At 59.3% G+C, this 19,575-nt stretch carries 18 protein-coding genes; 12 read left to right on the forward strand and 6 right to left on the reverse strand.

Annotated features, from left to right (window positions below; all coding sequences use genetic code 11):
• Positions 1–17: 17 nt before the first annotated feature.
• The 3 genes from WA411_RS05210 (at position 18) to WA411_RS05220 (ending at position 2,254) form a co-directional block, all read left to right on the forward strand.
• Entirely contained in the window at positions 18–302 is a 285-nt protein-coding gene (locus WA411_RS05210; RefSeq protein WP_069182785.1) for a hypothetical protein, read from the forward strand.
• 65 nt (positions 303–367) lie between these two features.
• Positions 368–1,744, forward strand: coding sequence for a class II fumarate hydratase (locus WA411_RS05215; RefSeq protein ID WP_291908261.1), 1,377 nt, complete (start codon positions 368–370; stop codon positions 1,742–1,744).
• A gap of 27 nt (positions 1,745–1,771) precedes the next feature.
• Positions 1,772–2,254 carry a CDP-archaeol synthase gene (locus WA411_RS05220; RefSeq protein ID WP_222465401.1) on the forward strand — a complete coding sequence of 161 codons (483 nt, stop codon included), beginning with the start codon at positions 1,772–1,774 and terminating at the stop codon, positions 2,252–2,254.
• Here the strand turns inward: WA411_RS05220 and WA411_RS05225 are convergent.
• Positions 2,251–3,225: a metallophosphoesterase gene (locus tag WA411_RS05225; protein WP_069181943.1), complete on the reverse strand. Its 975-nt coding sequence runs from the start codon at positions 3,223–3,225 to the stop codon at positions 2,251–2,253. The two genes, WA411_RS05220 and WA411_RS05225, sit on opposite strands and share 4 nt — an antisense overlap.
• A gap of 166 nt (positions 3,226–3,391) precedes the next feature.
• Here WA411_RS05225 and chrA point away from each other — a divergent pair, with 166 nt between their 5' ends.
• From chrA to msrB, 3 genes are all read left to right on the forward strand, one after another.
• The gene (gene chrA, locus WA411_RS05230) at positions 3,392–4,573 is read left to right on the forward strand and encodes a chromate efflux transporter (protein WP_291908264.1); all 1,182 of its coding nucleotides are present in this window, start codon (positions 3,392–3,394) and stop codon (positions 4,571–4,573) included.
• Positions 4,574–4,685: 112 nt separating this feature from the next.
• Positions 4,686–5,339, forward strand: coding sequence for a peptide-methionine (S)-S-oxide reductase MsrA (gene msrA / locus WA411_RS05235; RefSeq protein ID WP_136629236.1), 654 nt, complete (start codon positions 4,686–4,688; stop codon positions 5,337–5,339).
• Between the two features lie 11 nt (positions 5,340–5,350).
• The gene (msrB, locus tag WA411_RS05240) at positions 5,351–5,776 is read left to right on the forward strand and encodes a peptide-methionine (R)-S-oxide reductase MsrB (protein ID WP_069181941.1); all 426 of its coding nucleotides are present in this window, start codon (positions 5,351–5,353) and stop codon (positions 5,774–5,776) included.
• Positions 5,777–5,805: 29 nt separating this feature from the next.
• On the opposite strand, the gene sorU is transcribed toward msrB, so the two are convergent.
• Both sorU and sorT read right to left on the reverse strand, forming a co-directional pair.
• Positions 5,806–6,126 (reverse strand): SorU family sulfite dehydrogenase c-type cytochrome subunit, encoded by a 321-nt coding sequence (gene sorU, locus WA411_RS05245; protein ID WP_291908268.1) that lies wholly within the window; start codon positions 6,124–6,126, stop codon positions 5,806–5,808.
• Between the two features lie 57 nt (positions 6,127–6,183).
• The gene (gene sorT, locus WA411_RS05250; RefSeq protein ID WP_291908269.1) at positions 6,184–7,410 is read right to left on the reverse strand and encodes a SorT family sulfite dehydrogenase catalytic subunit; all 1,227 of its coding nucleotides are present in this window, start codon (positions 7,408–7,410) and stop codon (positions 6,184–6,186) included.
• 210 nt (positions 7,411–7,620) lie between these two features.
• On the opposite strand from sorT, the gene WA411_RS05255 reads away from it, so the two are divergent.
• On the forward strand, positions 7,621–8,385 hold the full coding sequence (locus WA411_RS05255) for a lysophospholipid acyltransferase family protein (protein WP_209400039.1): 765 nt from the start codon (positions 7,621–7,623) through the stop codon (positions 8,383–8,385).
• 26 nt (positions 8,386–8,411) lie between these two features.
• Here WA411_RS05255 and WA411_RS05260 read toward each other — a convergent pair whose 3' ends face one another.
• Positions 8,412–9,395, reverse strand: a complete 984-nt coding sequence (locus WA411_RS05260) for a calcium/sodium antiporter (protein ID WP_174805015.1) — start codon at positions 9,393–9,395, stop codon at positions 8,412–8,414.
• Positions 9,396–9,404: 9 nt separating this feature from the next.
• Positions 9,405–10,655, reverse strand: coding sequence for a sodium:proton antiporter NhaD (gene nhaD / locus WA411_RS05265; RefSeq protein WP_291908270.1), 1,251 nt, complete (start codon positions 10,653–10,655; stop codon positions 9,405–9,407).
• Between the two features lie 324 nt (positions 10,656–10,979).
• Between nhaD and mqo the strand changes: the two genes are divergently transcribed.
• The 5 genes from mqo to WA411_RS05290 all read left to right on the forward strand — a co-directional run bounded on the left by mqo (position 10,980) and on the right by WA411_RS05290 (position 18,559).
• Positions 10,980–12,461 carry a malate dehydrogenase (quinone) gene (gene mqo / locus WA411_RS05270; protein ID WP_069181936.1) on the forward strand — a complete coding sequence of 494 codons (1,482 nt, stop codon included), beginning with the start codon at positions 10,980–10,982 and terminating at the stop codon, positions 12,459–12,461.
• Between the two features lie 156 nt (positions 12,462–12,617).
• Positions 12,618–13,850: an ATP-grasp domain-containing protein gene (locus WA411_RS05275; RefSeq protein WP_136629244.1), complete on the forward strand. Its 1,233-nt coding sequence runs from the start codon at positions 12,618–12,620 to the stop codon at positions 13,848–13,850.
• Positions 13,851–13,905: 55 nt separating this feature from the next.
• Positions 13,906–15,930: a hypothetical protein gene (locus WA411_RS05280; protein ID WP_291908271.1), complete on the forward strand. Its 2,025-nt coding sequence runs from the start codon at positions 13,906–13,908 to the stop codon at positions 15,928–15,930.
• A gap of 48 nt (positions 15,931–15,978) precedes the next feature.
• The gene (locus tag WA411_RS05285; RefSeq protein WP_291908272.1) at positions 15,979–17,649 is read left to right on the forward strand and encodes an acetolactate synthase large subunit; all 1,671 of its coding nucleotides are present in this window, start codon (positions 15,979–15,981) and stop codon (positions 17,647–17,649) included.
• 46 nt (positions 17,650–17,695) lie between these two features.
• Complete coding sequence (locus tag WA411_RS05290; RefSeq protein ID WP_291908273.1) at positions 17,696–18,559, forward strand: hypothetical protein; 864 nt, start codon at positions 17,696–17,698, stop codon at positions 18,557–18,559.
• On the opposite strand, the gene WA411_RS05295 is transcribed toward WA411_RS05290, so the two are convergent.
• A complete protein-coding gene (locus tag WA411_RS05295) occupies positions 18,556–19,443 on the reverse strand; it encodes a chemotaxis protein (protein WP_136629248.1) in 888 nt (295 codons plus the stop codon). The genes WA411_RS05290 and WA411_RS05295 overlap by 4 nt on opposite strands.
• Positions 19,444–19,575 lie beyond the last annotated feature (132 nt).

Raw genomic sequence — 19,575 nt, forward strand, 5'->3', positions numbered from 1 at the left:
TCGAAAGGGAGAAAACCATGACAGTTCCGGAAAATGGTCTGACGAACCACGAAGTGACAGTCTGCCTGGCTGGCGGTGCCGTTCTGGGGCCGTTCAATGCCACCTGGAGCAAGGATTCCGGGGGCGATGTGCGTGAACTGGTCCGCGAATACGACGCCTTCCTGCAGGGTGAAAAGCAGCACCGCTACAAATTCCACCTACATGATACCTACACCAACACGGTTCATACCCTGATCCTGAATTTTGAACAGGTTACGGGCATCTGCGACCATGTTCGGCTCAGGTCGCAGGGCGGCGGTTGAGCCAGGGCCGGCCCTGGATCGTACACGCCCAAAGCCCACCAGCAAATGGACGGACAGGAGGGAATATGAGCGAATTCAGAACGGAAACGGACAGCCTCGGAGACGTCCAGGTACCTGGGGATGCGCTCTGGGGCGCGCAAACCCAGCGCGCCGTGGAGAATTTCCCGGTCAGTAGTCAGCCAATGCCCCAGGCGTTCATTGCCGCAGTCGCGCAGATCAAGCGGGCAGCCGCAGAAGCCAACACCAGCCTGGGTCTGCTCGATAACGATCTCAGGGATGCCATTGCCCAGGCCTGTGAGGATATTGTGAAAGGCGAGTACGCCGATCAGTTTCCTGTGGACCGCTACCAGACCGGCTCTGGCACCAGCACCAACATGAATGTGAATGAGGTGATCGCCAGTATTGCCCGCAATGCAGGTTTCGAGGTGCACCCGAACGATCATGTGAACATGAGCCAGAGCTCCAACGATGTGATTCCGACGGCCATCCACGTGAGCGCGGTGATTGCGGCCAAGGAGAAGCTGCTGCCGGCACTGTCGCATCTGTGCGGAGTGATCTATGAACAGGAGGCGGCATTCTCCAGTCAGGTTAAGACTGGTCGAACCCACCTGATGGATGCCATGCCGGTGACGCTGGGCCAGGAGCTGAAGACCTGGCGCGAACAGCTTCTGGCCGTTGAAAAGCGGGTAGAGGCCGCCGCTGATGAACTGTTGGCGGTACCCCAGGGCGGTACGGCAGTGGGTACCGGAATCAATGCGCTGCCGGAATTTTCCGGTCAGTTCGTCAAGTTCCTGCGGGCCAATACCGGTTATCCGTTTACGTCGCTCGATCACAAGTTTATCGGCCAGAGCGCGGTGGACGCCCCGGTGGCGCTGTCGGCGCAGCTGCGCGGTGCAGCCATTGTGCTCACCAAGATCGCCAACGATCTGCGCTGGATGAACAGTGGTCCGATTCACGGTCTGGCTGAAATCAGTCTTCCGGCATTGCAGCCGGGGAGCAGCATCATGCCCGGCAAGGTCAATCCGGTGATCCCGGAATCCGTTGCCATGGTGGGCGCCCAGGTGATGGGGCTGGATAGCGCTGTGGCCATCGCCGGCCAGTCCGGTAATTTCCAGCTCAACGTGATGCTGCCCCTGGTGGGTGGGAACCTGCTGGATATGACCGATTTGCTCTCCAATGCAGCCATCATGCTGGCAGACAAAGCGATCAAGGACTTTACGGTCAATGCCGACAACCTCAATGCAGGTGTGGGCAAGAACCCGGTGCTGGTAACCGCGCTGAATCCGGAAATCGGATACAGCCTGGCGGCAGACATCGCCAAGGAGGCCTACAAGACGGGGCGTCCGGTCATTGATGTGGCGGAGGAGCGCAGCGGCCTCAGCCGGGAACGGCTTGAGGAGTTGATGGACCCGCTCAAGCTGACCCGGGGCGGGATTGCCTGATCGGCCGTTTCAGAGAGGCGCAAACGCTTGCTGATCGTTCTGGAGCTGTTTTTGATGCTGGTGCTGGCCAACGGTACACCGGTGGTCGCTGCCGGGTTGTTGAAAAACCGCTGGTCAGCGCCGGTTGATGGCGGAAGACTCTGGTCCGATGGCCGGCCCGTCTTCGGTGAAAGCAAAACCTGGCGGGGGGTGGTTTCCGGCGCACTTGCCTGTGCGGTGTTTGCGCTGTTTACCGGTCTGGGGTTCCTTTTCGGGCTTCTGTTCGGCCTGCTCGGGCTGGCTGGAGATATGCTGAGCAGTTTTATCAAGCGTCGGCTGGGTCTGGCCTCCAGCGCAAGGGCCATCGGTCTGGATCAGATTCCTGAAGCACTCCTGCCCATGTTGCTGGCCATGGCCTGGCTGCCGGTGAGTTTCTGGGTGGTGCTGATTGTGGTGGTGCTTTTTACCCTGTCCAACATTTTCGGCTCACCGCTGCTGTACCGCCTCGGGATCCGTCGGCAACCTCATTAATCCGGCCCACGGGTCAGGGTGTGAAGGGTGACTTCCGGTGGGCAGTTGAGCCGAACATTGACAACAGACGTGCCCGAACCGGGGGAGGTATAGCCCTGCATACCGTTCATTCGCCAGTAGCCTCGTCCGAGTGTTCGCGGGCAGTCAGAATCCAGGGTCACCGGTATGCCACCGGGCAGGCAGATCTGCCCGCCGTGGGTGTGACCACAAAGAAAGACGTCATAGCCCGCGTGGGCGGCCTCGCGCCAGATCTCCGGCGTGTGGCTGAGCAGAATGCTGGTGCCCCCTGCCGGGATCTTGTCACCGGCCTGGTGCAGGTTGTGGACTTTGAAGAAGTGGGCATCGTCGACGCCCGCCAGGTACAGGGTCTGGCCGTCGCGCTCAATGGGTGCCATTTCGTTCATTAACAGCTGGTAGCCCATGTCTTCCAGCGCCGGTACCATGCGAACGCTGTCGTGGTTACCCAGCACGGCGTAGGGTTTCCCCTTTATGCCATCCCGCAGCCTTGCCATGCCGTCCAGGGCCCCCTCGATGGGGCCCCAGGTCAGTTTCCGGTAATCGCCGGTCAACACGCACAGGTCATAGTCCAGTGGTTCAATCTGGCGCAGCACCGCCTGCAGGTTGGCTTCGTCCATGTCCACGTGAAGATCGGTCAGGTGCAGAATGCGAAAGCCTTCAAAGGCCTCGGGCAGGCCGGGGAGGTGGAAGCGATTATGCACGGTGTTCAGACGTCGGCTGTTGCTCTGGCCGCGGCCCCAGAGACCAACCATGCGCAGACAGGTGCGTATAAACCCGGGCGCCGTGGCCCAGTTTTCCAGATGGAAGGAGCTGTGATCCTGCCCGAATACCTTCGCTTCAGCCTCCCGTTCAATGCCGAGCCTCTGGCGGGCGTGAACAGGGCCGAGCCGCAGGCTCAGGCGGTACTCCAGGAGTTCATCCTGGTTTTCCGGTGTGCGAGCCCTTGCCGTCATTTTTCTTCCTTTGTATGCCGAGCGGGGCATGGCCGATATGCAATGTGGCAAACCCTGACTCTCATTATGGATGGCCCTCGAAGGTATGCAACCAAAACGACATAATGTTCATGTTTGATGACATATTGGCAGGCCGAACCGGCCAACGATCAGAGTCAGAGTATTTATGACTGCATCACCAGGCGAAGAAGAGCTGTCCTCGTGGCAGATTTTTCTGTTGTTCCTCCGGCTCGGGCTGACCTCGTTTGGCGGGCCGGCAGCGCACCTTGGGTTCTTCCATGATGAGTTCGTGAAACGTCGGCGATGGCTCTCGGACAGTGCCTACGGAGAAGTCGTGGCCCTGTGCCAGCTGTTGCCTGGTCCGGCGTCCAGCCAGGTGGGTCTGACCATCGGATTCCTGCGCGGCCATTACCGCGGTGCCTTCGCAGCATGGCTGGGATTTACCCTGCCTTCGGCGCTGATCATGATCAGCTTCGCGCTGGGGTTGAGCGCCTGGCCCGAGGCCGGCAGTGGCGGTTGGATACACGGCCTCAAACTGTTTGTTGTGGCGGTGGTGGCCCAGGCCGTCTGGCAGATGGGGCGAACCCTGTGTCCGGACCGTCCCCGAATCGCCATGGCTTTGCTGGTTGCCGTGAGTCTACTGATAATCGGCGAAACCTGGATGCAGATATTGGCCCTGGCCATCGCCGGAGCTGTCGGTTCTGTTATGCAGTTGGGGAGCAGTGCGGCATCCGAACCGCTTCAGGTGCCTTTGCAATCCCGGAAGCCTGCGCTTCTTGCCGTGGCTTTTGCGGTCCTGTTGCTGGTTTCTTTCCTGCCACAGGCGACAGGTAGCCTCGGCTGGATCGCTGCGGAAATGTACCGGGCCGGCGCGTTGGTGTTTGGTGGCGGGCACGTTGTGCTGCCCTGGTTGCAGGAAGGCTTCGTGGCTTCCGGTGCCATGGCCGCGGACACCTTTCTGGCGGGGTATGGCGTTGCTCAGGCTATGCCGGGGCCGCTGTTTTCTTTCTCTGGATTTCTGGGTGGTTCACAGGCCGGTGCTATCGGTGGTGTTGTCGCCGTTATCGCAGTTTTTCTGCCCGGAACCCTGTTGGTCTTTGCCGGTCTTCCATTGTGGAGCTGGCTTCGCGAGCACCGTCGGGCAAGGTCTGCTCTGGCCGGCGTCAACGCTGGCGTGGTCGGCCTGTTGCTGGCAGCGCTTTATGATCCGGTATGGACCTCGGCAGTCCATAGCGCCCTGGACCTGGGGTTGGTGCTGGTTCTCTGGTTGTGCCTGGCCGTATGGCGGGTGCCGGTCTGGCTGCTGGCGCCGCTAAGTGCGCTGGGCGGGGTGATCCTGCTGCCTTGAACAGCGTACATATAAGCCGGCTAACGCCGGCGGGTACAAGGGTTGGCAAATCCGCAGGTTTCCAGCCACAATCGGGCCGTTACAGGCAGAAAACTTGAACGCAGAGGTCATCATGACGACATCGTGCAGTATCCCGGGTCTCAACGTTCCGCGCAGCCGTTTTCCCGACCCCGAGCAGGATCTGTCAGCGGCAGAAGGTGAGCAGCGGGTTGTGCTGGCGGGCGGCTGCTTCTGGTGTGTGGAGGCGGTTTTCCTGGCAATGGATGGCGTCACCAGCGTCGAATCCGGTTACGCCGGCGGTCATGCCAGTTCCGCCAATTACGAGGCCGTGTGCTCGGGTACTACCGGCCACGCCGAAGTGGTGGATGTCCACTATGATCCTGCCAAGGTCAGTTTTGGCGAGCTGCTCAAGGTATTCTTCTCGGTTGCCCATGATCCCACCCAGCTGAATCGCCAGGGTAACGACCGGGGCACCCAGTACCGCTCGGCGGTGTTTTATGAAACGGCGGAACAGCGGCGAGTGGCCGAGGCCTACATCCAACAGCTAAATCAGGCCGGGGTATACCCGGATCCGATAGTGACTACCCTGGAACCGCTCGAAGCGTTTTATCCGGCCGAGGAATATCACCAGAATTTTGCGGCCCGGAACCCCTATCAGCCCTACATCATGGCCGTGGCCGCGCCGAAAATGGAAAAGCTCGTAGACAGCTATCCTGACCGCCTGAAGCCGGAATTTACAGACAACGACACAGGCAGTACCGCCTGAGGAGGCAGACCATGGGAGTATCCAAGGCAGGCTATGACCTGACGCCATTGACCGAAGCTCAGGTTGAGGAAAAGGCGGCAGATCTGACATCGGAAGAGCGACGTGTATTGCTGGACCATGGTACCGAGCACCCGTTCTGCGGGACCTTGCTGGATAACAAGAAAGCCGGAGTTTACCACTGCCGGCTCTGCGATCTGCCTCTGTTCAGTTCGGACTCGAAATTTGACTCGGGAACCGGCTGGCCTAGCTTCTTCCAGCCCTTTGACCCGGAACACATCCGGTACATCGAGGACACCAGTCTGGGCATGACCCGCACCGAAATCCGCTGTCCCAGATGTGACAGTCATCTTGGCCATGTTTTTCCCGACGGCCCGCCGCCAACCGGGCAGCGTTACTGCCTGAACTCGGTTGCCATGGTGTTTGAGGAAAACGCCTGAGAAGTGATGGGGGCCGCCAGGCCCCCATTCTATATACTGCCGCCTGTCACAGTGGCTACATAGTGTGCCACCGCCCGGATCTGTTCCTCAGACAGCGACTCGTTGAACGCGGGCATAATACCAACCCCGCCGGTGACGGCATTGGCCACCTGTTCCAGGGTTGGCTTGAGTTCATCCAGGTTCGGGCCGACGGCACCTGCTGAACCTGCGTCGGCGAGTGTGTGGCATATCGTGCAGGAGGGTTGTGCCTCCTGGGTGAAGACCTGCTTTCCTTTCTCCAGCTCACTGGCTACAACCAGTGAAGGTAGCCCGATCAGGGCTACCGCGAAAAATAATGCAGTTTTTCTCATGTTGTTGCATTCCGCAAAGATCGGGGTCGACGTACTCCCGGCCGACCCGACCAGTCATCAACTGATGGCAACCGTAACTCCGTGGTCGCTCCAGCCATTGTGGCCGTAACCACGTTCATTCTCGACCCGGCCCTCAGGCTGGGTATTGCCCTCCACGTCTGTGGCCCGGCTGACAATTCGATGCTCTCCAGCGGTTAAATCGGCTGCCAGTACAAACGGCCGCCAGGCGTAGGGACCCAGATCCGGGCCCAGGAAGCGAGCCTGTTTCCAGGTTTTGCCGCCATCCACGGAAACGTCGACTTTTTCCAGGGCAACGGTGCCACCAAAGGCCACACCGTAAATCATGTTTCGGCCGATCCGACCGCTTTCCAGAGGGGCGGTCACCCAGGATTTCACGTTCATTTCCCACATGGAGGGCTGATCCGGGGCGCCTTTTACACCAACATCACGAATCCGGTAACCGGAGGCCTGGATCTTGGCGTCAGTCTGGTTTTCGGTGAAGGCAACGTTCTTGACGTACTTCACGTTGTTCACGCCGTAGTAACCCGGCACCACCATGCGCAGAGGGCCACCGTGGGTATGGGGCAGAGGTTCGTCGTTCATTTCCCAGGCCAGCAGGGCGCTTTCCATGGCTCGGGTGGGAACCGAGCGCTCAACGATCACGGTTTTCGGGTCCAGACCGTCAGGCAGTGTCTCGCCGCCGGTACTGGTGATGTAGCGTGCCCCTTCGACAGGACCGCCCAGAGCCTCTACAACGTCCTTCAATGGCACCCCGGTCCACATGATGCAGCCAGCGGCGCCAACAGACCACTGGGTGCCACCTGCCCCGTGAGGGAAAAACGCCCGGCCGTTACCGGAACACTGCAGTACAGACGCAACGGTGGTTACGCCCATTTGCTTCAGGTCACCGACTGTCAGGGTTCGGGGGTTTTTGACGCCCTCGATCCGCACCTCCCAGACATCCGGGTTGTCGGTCACCGAGGCCGGTGGTGCCGGCAGGTTGTTGCGTACGAACAAACGGTCACTGGCGGTGATGACGCCGTTGCCGATGGCCCCCCGTTGGGTTTCCATGGTGTTGGTGCTGTGAACGATCAGGGCGTTGCGTTCTTTCCAGGCCGCGTAATCCGGCAGTGATTTTGGCTCATCGGCCTTGGCCAGAGGCGTAAACCCCAGCACAGAAACCGCCGCCATGGCCCCGGCGCTGCCAAGCAGCAGGGTGCGCCGGGTAGGGTTCTGGAGGCCCGGGTCATTCGGGCCACGCATCAGAGCTGTTTCCTGCTTCATGATCCGTCTCCTTTTTAGGCTTGTCGTCGAACGGTGGGACTGCTCTTTCGATTCTTTGGAGTTATATCCTTATATCTTATAGATAATGATCAAAAATTAATCAATGCTTTTGTGCGTTATCCAACGGGTTTTTCAGTCGCTATAATTCGCCGCTATTGAGATTCCCGGCAAGGCCGGGAGCGAAACCGGGAAACAGAGAAGGGCGCTGTGATGATTCGATTGAAGATGAATCCGCTAACGGAGTCGGCAACGCTTCTTCGGCGGGCGGGTGTGGTTCTTGGCAGTGTTGGACTAACCGCACTCTTCTCCCTGTTGGTGTTGCTCCGGGCGCTGTTCGGGAGGCTGAACCGGCCCATCGTTGATCAATACTGTCGGGAGTGGTCGGCGTCGCTGTTACGGCTGGTTCGTGCCAGTCTGACGGTGCGAGGCCAGGTGCCGGATTTTGGTGATGGCCGGCGCTACATCATCATGTGCACCCATGCCAGCCACTACGACATCCCGGTCACCTTCGTGTCGTTGCCGGGCTCCATTCGAATGCTGGCGAAAAAGGAACTGTTCAGTATTCCACTGCTGGGGCAGGCCATGCGTGCAGCTGAATTCCCCTCGGTGGACCGTTCCAACCGACAACGTGCTGTGCGAGACCTGGAAAAGGCCCGTGCCATGATGGAGAGCGGAATCGTGCTCTGGGCCGCACCTGAGGGGACCCGTTCACCGGATGGCAAGCTTCTGCCCTTCAAGAAAGGCTGCTTTCATCTGGCGCTGGATACCGAGGCGGTGATTGTGCCTGTGGCCGTGCGTGGCATTCATCGGGTGTTGCCGGCCCGCACCTGGCAAATCAACCTTGGCCAACCGGTGGACGTCCGGGTGGGTGAGCCTCTGGAGACGGCCGGCAAGACCAAGGCCGACCTGGATGAGGTGATGACCGAGGTGCGCGCAAGGCTGACTGAGTTGCTGGGGGATGGTGAAGCCGGTTAGCACCGGCCTCACACAGTTACGCTAAATCAGGCGGTGCCTGCAGCCACCACCGTGGACAACAGATAACCGGTATAGGCAACGTAGACCAGTACCAGGATGCCGCCATCCACTCGGCTCACCAGTTTGCGCCAGCCAGTCAGGCCGTAGCCCATCAGGAACAGGCCCACCGTAAGTGCCAGCATCAGCGTCCAGTCCCGGTAAAGCACTTCCGGATCCACCGCCAGGGGTTCGATAGCCGCGGCAAGCCCCACCACGGCCAGAGTGTTGAAGATGCCGGATCCCAGAATGTTACCCAGGATGAGGTCGTGCTCGTTCTTCTTGACCGCCGCCAGGGCCGAGGCAAGCTCGGGAAGGGAGGTGCCGATGGCAACAATGGTCAGGCCGATAACCAGGTCGCTGACACCCAGGCTCTGTGCAATCGTGACTGCACCCCACACCAGCAGGCGGGAACTGACAATCAGCAGTACCAGGCCGATCACCAGCCAGATAACAGCGGTTTTGAGGGGCATGGGATGGGCGATGATCTCTGCATCGGCGTCACCGGCCAGGGGGTCGGCCTTGCCTCTCAGGCCCTGGTAGATGGACCAGCCCATGACTGCCGCGAAGACCGCCAGAAGCACCCAGCCATCCAGGCGCGAGAGTTGGCCGTCCAACAATTGGACCCCGGCAATCAGAGTGAGTCCGATGAGTAGCGGCAACTCTTTTCGGATGACCTGGGAGTGCACCGCGATCGGGGCGATAACCGCCGTGAGGCCGACAATCAGGGCAATGTTGGTGATGTTGGAGCCATAGCCGTTACCCAGCGCCAGGCCGGGGTTGCCGTCGGAGGCGGCCATGGCGGAGACCGCCAGTTCCGGTGCCGAGGTGCCGAAACCGATAATCACCATGCCGATCAAAAGGGTGGGCATGCCCAGATGTTTGGCGGTCGCCGCAGCGCCCTCGACAAATTTGTCGGCACTCCAGACCAGCAGTACCAGGCCGGCGATGATTGCGCCAAATGCCATTAGCATAGATAGACCTCAGTTGATGAAACGTCCGAGCATGAAAACCCCGGCATAGCCAAGGGTGTAGGCTGCCAGGAGGTGTGCAAGATACCGCATATAAGCCGCAAAGGTCAGCCCCGGGACCTTGCTCATTGCCACGATGCCGGCGGCCGAACCGATCACCAGCAGCGAGCCGCCCACGCCCACGGCGTAAGTCAGTCCCATCCATTCGCCGGGACTCATGTCGATGCCGGCCTTCAGCAGTGCTGCCGTCAACGGCACGTTATCGATCACCGCCGAGAAGATACCCATCAGGTAGTTTGCGTAAAGCGGTGGCAGGACATCGTAGATGGCCACCAACGAGTCCAGTGCATGAATCTCCTTGAGCATGCCCACAAGCAGCAGGATGCCGAGGAAGAACAGCAGGGTTTCAAATTCGATGATACGGATGTATTCGAGAATCGGGTCCAGGTCCGAGTCGTCACTCATGAATCGCGATACCAGGAACATGATGGACAGGCCGAACAGAAAGGTCAGAACCGGTGGAATTCCGAACAGGGCATTGCCGGCGATCGTGCTCAGGATTGTTAACAAAAACAGTCCGCTGATGACCGCATCAACCCGTCGCACCGGGGTGGTGTTGGAACGAAGTGTCACAGTACCTGTCAGGCCCCGTGAGAGGAAGACAGCAAGGATGAAAACCGTAATCGAGGCCGGGATCGCGAGGGTCAGCAGAGTCAGTATTTCCACCTTTTCCGCGAGGAAAATCATCAGAGTGGTAACGTCGCCGGTGATCAGGGAAACGCCGCCTGAGTTGACCGCAAAAACCACCAGCGTGACGAACTGGATGCGCTTTTTCAGCTCCAGATCCAGCGACAGAATCAGCGAGCATGAGACTAAAGTGGCGGTGATATTGTCTGCCAAAGAGGAGAAAATGAAACAAAAAAGACCGGTCAGGAAAAGTAGCCGCCTCTCGCTTACCTGTTTCGGCATGATCAGGTAAATCACGTTTTCGATCATACCCTTCTTATTCAGGTAGGCGACGAATGTCATGGCTGCGACGAGAAACAGCCACAATCCGGCGATTTCGGCAATGCTCTCGGACAGGCCGGCGGAAATGGCAGACGTTTCATCCGGGCTATCACTGAACAGGAAGAGCAGCATCCAGCTCATGGTGCCAAAGAACAGCGTTACCTTGGCTTTGTTGATGTGGATGACTTCTTCAAATATGACGCCCAACAGCGCCAGAACCGCGAGAACAATCAGAATCGCATCAAGGGCAGACATTTGGGAAATCCCGTCCTGGTTTGTCAGAGTAGAGGCCGAAGCCGGCCAGACAGATCATGCGGGCGGATTTTAGACCTTTGGCCCGAAGCAAACCACTGTTCGCAAGTGCACGTATCGGCAAGTGGAACCAGTAAAAGCCTGATAAGGGCGCAACGATTGACAATCGCAATTTATTATCCCGGCGAAAATCGGGATAATTGCGCGCACATTCAGACCGGAAGCAGACGGCGGCGCCGTTTACCTCGCGCCCGACCGGCTTTCGACAGGCCTCCTTGCTGATCGTGAGGGGGCAAAAAGGCTCAACACTAGCTAGGGTGAAAACCAATGGCCGTTAGACAGGCAGACGTAGTGCTGGTCGGTGGTGGCGTCATGAGCGCCACTCTCGGCATGATGCTCAGGCAGCTTGATCCGTCCCTGGACATCGTCATGGTGGAGCGTCTCGACCACGTTGCCCATGAGAGCACAGATGGATGGAATAACGCAGGTACCGGACACGCCGGATACTGTGAGCTTAACTACACCCCTGAAACCGACGATGGCGACGTGACCATCGATCGTGCCCTGCAGATCAACGCCCAGTTCGAGGTGTCGCTGCAGCTCTGGTCCTATCTGGTGGAGCAGGGCATCCTGCCCGAGCCATCCACCTTTATTAACCGCACGCCACACCAGAGCTTTGTCTGGGGTGAAAAGGACGTGGCCTTCCTCAAGCGCCGCTACGAGCGCCTGAGCGCCCATCATCTGTTCCGTGATATGGAATACACCGAGTCCCCGAAGGATCTCGAAGAATGGATGCCCCTGATCGTCAATAACCGGGACCCGATGCAGCGTGTTGCCGCGACCCGGATCAAGCACGGCTCGGATGTGGATTTCGGTTCTCTCACCCGCAGCATGGTGAGCTGGCTGGAAACCCAGCCGAACTTCGAGCTGATGCTCAGCTCGCCGGTGCACTACATTGACCAGAGGGACAATGGCCGCTGGAAGCTTCGCGTAAAGAACCAGAAGACCGGAGAGCTGACCAAGCTGGAGACCGGTTTTGTTTTCCTCGGGGCCGGTGGTGGTGCGTTGCCGCTGCTGCAGAAGTCCGGTATCGAGGAAGCCCGCGGCTATGGCGGCTTCCCGGTCAGTGGTCAGTGGCTGGTGTGTGGCAAGCCCGACATCGTCCAGCAGCACGATTCCAAGGTGTACGGCAAGGCGCCGATTGGCGCGCCACCCATGTCGGTGCCGCACCTGGACACGCGTATCATCAACGGCGAGCCGGCCCTGTTGTTTGGCCCCTTTGCCGGTTTCACCACCCGCTTCCTCAAGCAGGGCTCCATCTTTGACCTGATCGGCTCGGTGAAATCCACCAACCTCAAGCCGATGCTCTCGGTGAGCAAGAGCAACATGGACCTGACCCGCTACCTGATCGGGGAAGTGTTCCAGTCCCACAGTGACCGGGTGGCCTCGCTGCGCAACTTCTTCCCGGACGCCATGGAAGAAGACTGGCAGCTGCGTATGGCCGGCCAGCGGGTGCAGATCATCAAGCAGGTTGATGGCGGCGGTGGCAAGCTCGAGTTCGGCACCGAAATCGTGGCGGCCAAGGACGGGACCCTGGCAGCACTGCTTGGCGCTTCCCCCGGGGCCTCTACCGCAGCCAACGCCATGATCAATGTGATCGAGCGCTGCTTCCCGGAAAAGATCAAGACGCCGGAGTGGCAGGAGCGCATGAAAGAGCTGGTGCCGTCCTACGGCCACTCCCTGGTTGAAGACGAAGCACTGCTGACTGAAGTCCGCGCGAGGACCCTGTCGACCCTGAAACTGGGCTGATATTCCCAAACGGTCTAAGAAACCGAAAGGCACTGCGAATACTGGGTTTTATCCCGCTGATCGCGGTGCTTTTCGCGTTTTAGAAGGGGGCGAAATTTGCGATTTCACAGCTACCGCGTAGGGTTATAAGGCAACCCTTAGGAAAGGAGAGAGCCTGTGAGTGAGCAAAAGTACAATCCTGAGAAAGGGTACATTGCGCTGTTGGGCTGGAGCCTGAATGCGGTAGAAGCGGCCGACAAATTTGACCGTCGGTATGTTGTCGTGGCACCGGATTGGGCGGAAGCCTACTGCGAAGAGCACGACATCCCCTACGTGCCCTGGAATTTTGAGCGTCTGAACGACCGCTCTGTGGAGATTGCACAGACCCTCAAGGAGATGGGCGTTGACGTTGCCATCCCGTTGTTTGAGGAAACCGTGGAGTGGGCCGGTGCCATCAACTCGGTGTTGATGGACAAGCCGCGCCTGTTCGGTCAGGCCATGTTGTTGCGTGACAAGGCGCTGATGAAGCGCCGGGCCCAGCTCGGTGGCATCCGGGTGGGTATCTTCGAAGAGGCCCACGACAAGGGTGACGTTATCCGGTTCCTCAAGCGGGTAAATCAGACTCTGCTGAAACTGGATGGCGACCCCAACGACCCGATCCACCTCAAGGCGTTCGACAAGGCCGGCTGTCTTGGCCACCGGGTGATCCGCACGCCTGACGAAGTGGACACCATCCCGGAAGAAGAATTTCCGGTTCTGATGGAGTCGCACCTGGATGGCTGGGAATTTGCGGTCGAGGCCTGGATCCACAACGGCAAGATCGCCTTCCTGAATATCTCCGAGTATGTAACCCTGGGCTACTCCGTGTTCGTGCCGGCAACACCCGACCTCGAGAAATACCGGGACCAGATCCGGGGCGAAATCGAGAAGCTGATCAAGACCTTTGATATCGAGTTCGGATTTATCCATCCCGAGTATTTCGTAACCAGCGACCGGACCATGTACTTTGGCGAGGTGGCCTATCGTCCGCCGGGCTTCAAGGTGTTCGAGTTGCTGGAGAAGGCCTATGGCTTCAACGCCTATCAGGGCCTGATCCTGGCCTTCGATCCGAAAACCACCGAAGAAGAAATCAAAGCCTTTTTCCCGAAGGAAGTGGTGGATGCCAAGGGTTATGCCGGCTGCTTCGGGGTGTATCCGCGCCGCCGGGTGGTCAGCAGGCTGGAGATCCCGGAAGAGACCGAAAATCACGAATATTTCGAGTCTCACGAGCTGACGCCGCCGCTGGAAGAAACCGTTACCAAGCGTACTGCGTTCGGTACCCACTGGGGGCTGGTGTATTTCTTCGGTGAAGATCCTTACGTCATGCGGGACCTCCTGAAACATCAGGAAGACCTCGATTTCTATGTATAATCAGGAGAAGCATTAATAACAAACGGGTTTGGTGCCAGGCCCTGAGGACTATCGTTTGAGCGATCACCAACCGGGCAGCGCAGCGCCAGCTGTCAATTTCGAGAAGCTGGTTCAACGTCTGGATGATGCAATCCAGGCCATGGAAGAAAGCCGGTCCTTTGCCAGGGCCGGCAAGCTACCGCGCGTATTGGATACCGCCCGACGGGTCCTGCTGCAGCCTGGTGGCTGCCAGGTTATCGAGGAGCGCGCCGAACGCCTCGAACTGGCCGGCGTGTTTGCCGGTACGGACTGGGCCGAACCCGGGATACTGCTCCCCACGCTGACAACCCACTCGCTACAAAGCCAGAATGCCGATACCGTGGTCATCGAGGCCTTCAGCGAGCTGAGGCTGCTGGCCGTGGCCCGGGGCAGTTACCTCCATCCCTCCGTTTCATCCGAACAGGCCCATCACTACCTGACCCAGGTGCTGGCCATCAACCTGGGTCTGTTGTTCGGTATGACCGGTGAGGCCGAGCGGGAGCAGGGCAAGCTGGCACTGATCAGCCAGGCTGTTGTTCAGTATGTGGCCCACCACATCGGCTACGAACATGTGATTGACAGTCTGATCGAGGAAATCTGGCGGATCCTCGAACAGCGACCAATCCAGGTGTCGGACGTGCGCAGGATGATCACGCAGATTGCTCTGTGCCGGGCCGACCCGCACGCCGACCTGGGTAGCGCAGGTCGAGGTGCCGACCGACTGATCTCAAGCCTCTACGGGCCCACCCGCGCCTGCAGTGAAGACCCGGGAACCGTGGTGTACCAGCAAAGACTGGAAACCATGGATGCCCAGGCCCTGCAGAACGAGGCCACCGGATTCGCGCGTTCCATGCACGACACCGGGCTGGTGTCGCCCTACCACGCCGCGTTCATACGGTTCATTCTGGCCGACCAGGACACCCTCCTAAGTGAAGCGCTTGGTCTGTCCAGTACCGGCCGGGACTGCCTGTTGTGTTACCGGGAGCTGGTGCACACCTTGATCGAGGAAGGTATTTATCCGGAAACGGCCCAGGGCATCTATGGCTTGGCGCTGCTGCTGGAGCGGGGCATTCTCTATCAACCTCCGGTCGCGCCGGCGCTCTGGCGCCAGGCCCGTCTGTCCCTCTGCCCCCACGCCCGGGAACGCCTTGAGCTGGCCTATGGCTACCAGCCACAACCCGGTGCCTGGCTGATCCAGGGCGTGCTGAACATGCTCGGGCAGCCCCTGGGTGTAGGGCAGGGCAATAACCCCACTTGCCAGTCGGCCCGCGCCTTGTCTATGTGGGCCTACAACGATCCGGACTATCTGTTGCAGATGGTGGCCTGGGCCGCCCGTGATAACGAGATCGTCATGCACTTCGAGGGCCAGCCAGTGTCATCGGCCCGGAGTGTCGGTGGCGTGGCTTCCGAGGTAACACTCGATCTGGATCCGGTTTCGCTGGTGGTGGTGCCACACCTGGACCGCATTTATGTGGAAATGGGCCGATTGTGTGTCGAGCGCGAGGGTGATCCCCATAAATGGGTAAACCCGGAATTCCACGGCTGGTCGGCTGGCCGCGGCTTTGCCATCAACGTCGATGTGGCGACTGGCAAACTGCACGATCTGGAAGGCTTTATCCGCCACTTCTACGCCAGCTATCACCCCTACTACAATGGCAATCAGCCATTGATTCATCCGCAGCCGGCGGGTATCGCCGTTACCGACAGTGCCGCCCGGTTTATCGGCTGGCACGCCATCACCATTCTCCGGGCCGCGCTCGACCCGGATGGAGAGATGCGGATTTACTTCTTCAACCCCAACAACGACAGCGGCCAGAACTGGGGCGACGGCGTCAAGGTAAGCACCTCCGGTTACGGCGAGCGTTTCGGCGAGTCGTCGCTGCCTTTCGAGCAGTTCACATCGCGGCTGTACATCTTCCATTATGATCCCCTGGAGCGGGGCGAGCCTGCGGAAGTGAACGAAGACGCCCTCCGGCGCGTAACAGAGGGTGTATATCGCAGCTGGGGTCAGGATCGCGTACCGGCAGAAGCGCTTCAGGCGGAGCCGCCCAGAACCGATTGATCCCGGTACCTGCCGATCACCCGGAATCCACAGATCAAGAGGAAGGCCATGGCCAACGAACACTCGCCGGCCCGTAACGGGGCCGAGTTGTTTATCCGGGCGCTGGAAAACGAAGGCGTTGAATACATTTTCGCGGTGCCCGGCGAGGAAAATCTCGCCTTCCTTGAGGCCCTGAGAACCTCCAGCATCAAGCTGGTACTCAACCGACATGAACAGGCCGCCGGTTTCATGGCCGCTACCTATGGGCGCCTGACGGGGCGCGTGGGTGTGTGCCTGTCTACGTTAGGGCCGGGTGCCACCAACTTTGTAACCGCAGCTGCCTATGCCCAGCTTGGTGGAATGCCCATGATGATGATCTCGGGCCAGAAGCCCATCAAATCCTCCAAGCAGGGGCTGTTCCAGATTCTGGATGTGGTGGACCTGATGCGTCCGCTCACCAAGTACACCCGGCAGATCACCAATGCCAACACCATTCCCGCCAAGGTGCGGGAAGCGTTCCGCCTGGCCTCCGAGGAGCGTCCGGGTGCGGTGCATCTGGAGTTGCCGGAGGACATCGCTGACGAAGTGCCTGAATCCGACACCCATATCTTCAAGCCCAGTGATGCCCGCCGCCCCTCAGCCAGCCCGAAAAGTCTGGAGATGGCCTGCGAAATGCTGCGCGAGGCACGGCACCCGCTGATCATGATCGGCGCCGGCGCCAACCGGAAACGGGTCTCCCAGGCGCTGCTGCATCTGGTGAACGTCACCGGCATCCCGTTCTTCACCACCCAGATGGGCAAGGGCGTGGTGGATGAACGGCACCCCCGTTACTTGGGGAACGCGGCCCTCTCGGCCGGCGATTTTGTGCACTGTGCGATCGACCGGGCAGATCTGGTGATCAACGTCGGCCACGATGTCGTGGAGAAACCGCCCTTTTTCATGACGCCCGGCGGCAAGAAGGTCATCCATGTGAACTTCAGTGCTGCCGATGTCGACCCGGTTTATTTTCCCCAGCACGAAGTGGTGGGAGATATCGCCAACAGCGTGGAATACATGGCCGAAAACTGTGGCCAATGCGCCAACCACGACTTCACTCGCCTGATGGAAGTGAAAGACGCGGTGGACGCCCACCTGCAGGAACGGGCCGAGGACGACCGCTTCCCGGTGATTCCCCAGCGCATTGTCCACGATGTCCGGCAGGTGATGCCCGAGGACGGGATCATCACGCTGGACAACGGCATGTACAAACTCTGGTTTGCCCGCAATTACCCGGCCTACGACAACAACACCGTGCTGCTCGACAACGCTCTGGCTTCCATGGGGGCTGGCCTGCCAAGCGGCATGATGGCCTCCATGCTGTATCCGAACCTGAAAGTGATGGCGGTGTGTGGCGACGGCGGGTTCATGATGAACAGCCAGGAGCTGGAAACGGCGGTACGTCTGAACCTCAACCTGGTGGTGTTGATTATCAACGACAGCGCCTACGGCATGATCAAGTGGAAGCAGGGGCAGGAGGGGTATACCGATTTCGGGCTGGACTACCGCAACCCGGATTTCGTCACCTATGCCGAGTCCTATGGTGCCAAAGGCCATCGCATAACCCGCACGCAGGATTTGCAGCCAACCCTGGAAAAGGCCCTGGCAGAAGGCGGTGTCCATCTGGTGGAGGTGCCGGTGGATTACAGTGAAAACCGGCGGGTGTTTGACGAGGAACTGGCGGAACTGACCTGCAGGTTGTAAGGGGTGTATCATGCTCTGCGGATATTGAACCCGAGGTAGCACAGCAATGATCCTTCTCCTTACCCGTGGCCTGATCGCCGTTTTTGCACTCACTATTCTCGCAGGTTGCAGTAGACCCGAGACGCCCCAGGAAGTGGCGGCGGCGTTCTGGCAGGCCATGGCCGAGAATGATGCTGGCGACGTTATGGAATACTCCACTCTGTCGGACACCGCCGCGTTCGACGGTTATAAGCGGAGCTGGACCGATGCCGTACCTTCGTTCGGGCGGGTCATCATCGAAGATCGGGAAGCCACCATCGTAACCCGCCTGCCCGCCGAGGCGGGTACTGGGGGTGAGCGGCTGGAGTTGGTGACTTACCTCGTGCGCCTCCAGGAGCAATGGCTGGTGGATTACGACCGCACCGGCGAGGCCATCCTCAATCCCTCACCGTTCAACAGCATCATGGGTGAGCTAAGTCGGCTTGGCGAGGAGCTCAGTGCCCGTTTCTCCTCATCGTCTGATGAGTTTGAGCAGCAAATGGAGCAGTTGGCTCGCGACCTGGAAGCCTATTCTGATGAAATGGGCCAGCAGGCAGAAAGCGCCATGGATGAATTCGGTCAGAAACTGCAGGAAGCCATGCGGGAACTTGAGCGGTCGGTGGAGGAAGCCCTGAAAGACAGCGAGCCGACACCGGAGGATGACCGGGTGATCCTGGAACAGGCTGCCCAGGACCTGGATCGCCGGGCCGATGAATTGGGCGAACCGACCATGGAATCCCTCGCCAACGCCAGCCGCACGGTGGCGGAAACCGGCGAACGCTTCACCCGCCTGAGTGAGGATACCCAGGAACGTTATCAGGATGAGTGGCAGAGAAAGTTGGCTGAGATGCGCGCCGATGCTGAGGAATTCATCCAGCAGCTCAGGCCCTAGCGGGCCTGTTCAGCACCTCTGAGCATGGCCTGAAGCAGTTCCTCGGCATCGAACTTCGTCAGGGCTTCGTTGGCACCAACCTGATTGGCGTAGCTCAGGCTCATTTCGCTGTTCAATGATGTATGCAGAATGATGTAGGGCTGCTTCAGTGCTGAATTGTCCCGCACATTGAACGCCAGCTCGTACCCGTCCAGCCCCGGCATCTCGATATCGCTGACCAGAATATCCGTGGGCCGGCCCAGTTCGTGATCGCGCAGCAGGATCTGCAGGGCGTCATCGCCATTGGACGTTACCTGATAGGGGATGTCCTTGCTGTCCAGCACGTCCGAGAGCTGCTTCCGGGCCACCTGGGAATCGTCCACCATGAGTATGTTCAGGGCCTTGAGGGTCTCGCTCTGCACATCTGTGAGAACCACCTCCTGGGTGTCCAGGGATTCCGGGTACACCTTGGCCAGCAGCAATTCCACGTCCAGCAGCTGGATGATATCGCCATCCACGTCCAGCAGGCCGGTGATAAAGGCCTTGTTGCCTAGGGCCTTGGGCGGCGGCATCACTTGCTTCCAGTCGGTTTCGATAATCTGCTGAACGCTGCGCACCAGAAAACCAATTTCCTGGCGCTGGATGTCCGTGATAATAATCGAGGCCTTTTCCTGTTCTTCCCTGCTCAGCGGTGGGTAGCCCACGGCCGCGGCCATATCAATCACCGGAACGGCGGAACCCCGGAAGGTGGCCGTACCGATGACCGCATGATGGCTGTGGGGCAGTTTTGTCAGCCGCATGAAAGGCAGGATTTCCCGGATCTTCAGGGTACCGATCCCGAACAGACGTTCGCCGGAAAGCCGGAACAGCAGAAGTTTCTGGGTCTGCTTCGCTTTGCTGGACATAAAACCGGATCCTTTCAACTGCAAAAGCCCCTGAGGCAGGAGCTTTTCAAGAAATGGGTTCAGCAAGCTGAATAACGGGCACCTTTGAAGCCCGCAAGCCAAGGGTATGTAGCAATAGTAGCAGCTTTACCG

It is taken from the genome of Marinobacter sp. CH_CUG1437-1 (assembly GCF_037029655.1).
GTDB lineage: Bacteria > Pseudomonadota > Gammaproteobacteria > Pseudomonadales > Oleiphilaceae > Marinobacter > Marinobacter salsuginis.